General features: G+C 57.0%; 1 rRNA gene. It reads right to left on the bottom strand.

Features of this window, described 5'->3' with window-relative positions:
• Window positions 1-5 precede the first annotated feature (5 nt).
• Window positions 6-3125 (bottom strand): 23S ribosomal RNA (locus ACIRDU_RS38575).
• Window positions 3126-3184 lie beyond the last annotated feature (59 nt).

The raw sequence follows: 3184 nt of genomic DNA, 5'->3' as shown, positions 1-3184 counted from the left end.
CAACTGAGGACAAGCCCTCGGCCTATTAGTACCGGTCAACTCCACACGTTACCGTGCTTCCATATCCGGCCTATCAACCCAGTCGTCTACTGGGAGCCTTACCCTCTCAAGGAGGTGGGAATACTCATCTCGAAGCAGGCTTCCCGCTTAGATGCTTTCAGCGGTTATCCCTCCCGAACGTAGCCAACCAGCCATGCCCTTGGCAGAACAACTGGCACACCAGAGGTTCGTCCGTCCCGGTCCTCTCGTACTAGGGACAGCCCTTCTCAATATTCCTACGCGCACAGCGGATAGGGACCGAACTGTCTCACGACGTTCTAAACCCAGCTCGCGTACCGCTTTAATGGGCGAACAGCCCAACCCTTGGGACCGACTCCAGCCCCAGGATGCGACGAGCCGACATCGAGGTGCCAAACCATCCCGTCGATATGGACTCTTGGGGAAGATCAGCCTGTTATCCCCGGGGTACCTTTTATCCGTTGAGCGACGGCGCTTCCACAAGCCACCGCCGGATCACTAGTCCCGACTTTCGTCCCTGCTCGACCCGTCGGTCTCACAGTCAAGCTCCCTTGTGCACTTACACTCAACACCTGATTGCCAACCAGGCTGAGGGAACCTTTGGGCGCCTCCGTTACTCTTTAGGAGGCAACCGCCCCAGTTAAACTACCCATCAGACACTGTCCCTGATCCGGATCACGGACCCAGGTTAGACATCCAGCACGACCAGACTGGTATTTCAACGACGACTCCCCCTGAACTGGCGTCCAGAGTTCACAGTCTCCCAGCTATCCTACACAAGCCGAACCGAACACCAATATCAAACTGTAGTAAAGGTCCCGGGGTCTTTCCGTCCTGCTGCGCGAAACGAGCATCTTTACTCGTAGTGCAATTTCACCGGGCCTATGGTTGAGACAGTCGAGAAGTCGTTACGCCATTCGTGCAGGTCGGAACTTACCCGACAAGGAATTTCGCTACCTTAGGATGGTTATAGTTACCACCGCCGTTTACTGGCGCTTAAGTTCTCAGCTTCGCCACCCCGAAGAGTGACTAACCGGTCCCCTTAACGTTCCAGCACCGGGCAGGCGTCAGTCCGTATACATCGCCTTACGGCTTCGCACGGACCTGTGTTTTTAGTAAACAGTCGCTTCTCGCTGGTCTCTGCGGCCACCCCCAGCTCGAACAGCAAGTGTTCTCACCAGATGTGGCCCCCCTTCTCCCGAAGTTACGGGGGCATTTTGCCGAGTTCCTTAACCATAGTTCACCCGAACGCCTCGGTATTCTCTACCTGACCACCTGAGTCGGTTTAGGGTACGGGCCGCCATGAAACTCGCTAGAGGCTTTTCTCGACAGCATAGGATCATCCACTTCACCACAATCGGCTCGGCATCAGGTCTCAGCCTCATGTGCGACGGATTTACCTATCGCACGGCCTACACCCTTACCCCGGGACAACCACCGCCCGGGATGGACTACCTTCCTGCGTCACCCCATCACTCACCTACTAACCGCTTGGTTCGGCGGCTCCACCACTCCCCTTTGCCCGAAGGCTCCGGGGCGGCTTCACGGCCTTAGCATCACGATGCTCGATGTTTGACGCTTCACAGCGGGTACCGGAATATCAACCGGTTATCCATCGACTACGCCTGTCGGCCTCGCCTTAGGTCCCGACTTACCCTGGGCAGATCAGCTTGACCCAGGAACCCTTAGTCAATCGGCGCAAACGTTTCTCACGTTTGTATCGCTACTCATGCCTGCATTCTCACTCGTGAACCGTCCACAACTCGCTTCCGCGGCTGCTTCACCCGGCACACGACGCTCCCCTACCCATCCGTACACCCGTTGGGGCTGTTGCACGAATGACACGACTTCGGCGGTACGCTTGAGCCCCGCTACATTGTCGGCGCGGAATCACTAGACCAGTGAGCTATTACGCACTCTTTCAAGGGTGGCTGCTTCTAAGCCAACCTCCTGGTTGTCTCTGCGACTCCACATCCTTTCCCACTTAGCGTACGCTTAGGGGCCTTAGTCGATGCTCTGGGCTGTTTCCCTCTCGACCATGGAGCTTATCCCCCACAGTCTCACTGCCGCGCTCTCACTTACCGGCATTCGGAGTTTGGCTAAGGTCAGTAACCCGGTAGGGCCCATCGCCTATCCAGTGCTCTACCTCCGGCAAGAAACACACGACGCTGCACCTAAATGCATTTCGGGGAGAACCAGCTATCACGGAGTTTGATTGGCCTTTCACCCCTAACCACAGGTCATCCCCCAGGTTTTCAACCCTGGTGGGTTCGGTCCTCCACGAAGTCTTACCTCCGCTTCAACCTGCCCATGGCTAGATCACTCCGCTTCGGGTCTTGAGCGTGCTACTGAGTCGCCCTATTCGGACTCGCTTTCGCTACGGCTTCCCCACACGGGTTAACCTCGCAACACACCGCAAACTCGCAGGCTCATTCTTCAAAAGGCACGCAGTCACGAGGCAAGCACAAGTGCTTGCCCGACGCTCCCACGGCTTGTAGGCACACGGTTTCAGGTACTATTTCACTCCGCTCCCGCGGTACTTTTCACCATTCCCTCACGGTACTATCCGCTATCGGTCACCAGGGAATATTTAGGCTTAGCGGGTGGTCCCGCCAGATTCACACGGGATTTCTCGGGCCCCGTGCTACTTGGGTGTCTCTCAAACGAGCCGCTGACGTTTCGACTACGGGGGTCTTACCCTCTACGCCGGACCTTTCGCATGTCCTTCGCCTACATCAACGGTTTCTGACTCGTCTCACGGCCGGCAGACCGTAAAAGAGAGATCCCACAACCCCGCATACGCAACCCCTGCCGGGTCTCACACGTATACGGTTTGGCCTCATCCGGTTTCGCTCGCCACTACTCCCGGAATCACGGTTGTTTTCTCTTCCTGCGGGTACTGAGATGTTTCACTTCCCCGCGTTCCCTCCACTTGCCCTATGTGTTCAGGCAAGGGTGACAGCCCATGACGACTGCCGGGTTTCCCCATTCGGACACCCCCGGATCAAAGCCTGGTTGACGACTCCCCGGGGCCTATCGTGGCCTCCCACGTCCTTCATCGGTTCCTGGTGCCAAGGCATCCACCGTGCGCCCTTAAAAACTTGGCCACAGATGCTCGCGTCCACTGTGCAGTTCTCAAACAACGACCAGCCACCCATCACCCCGA

It is taken from the genome of Streptomyces sp. NPDC093598 (assembly GCF_044764825.1).
Classification (GTDB): Bacteria; Actinomycetota; Actinomycetes; order Streptomycetales; family Streptomycetaceae; genus Streptomyces.
This window is presented reverse-complemented; position numbering and strand designations above follow the sequence as displayed.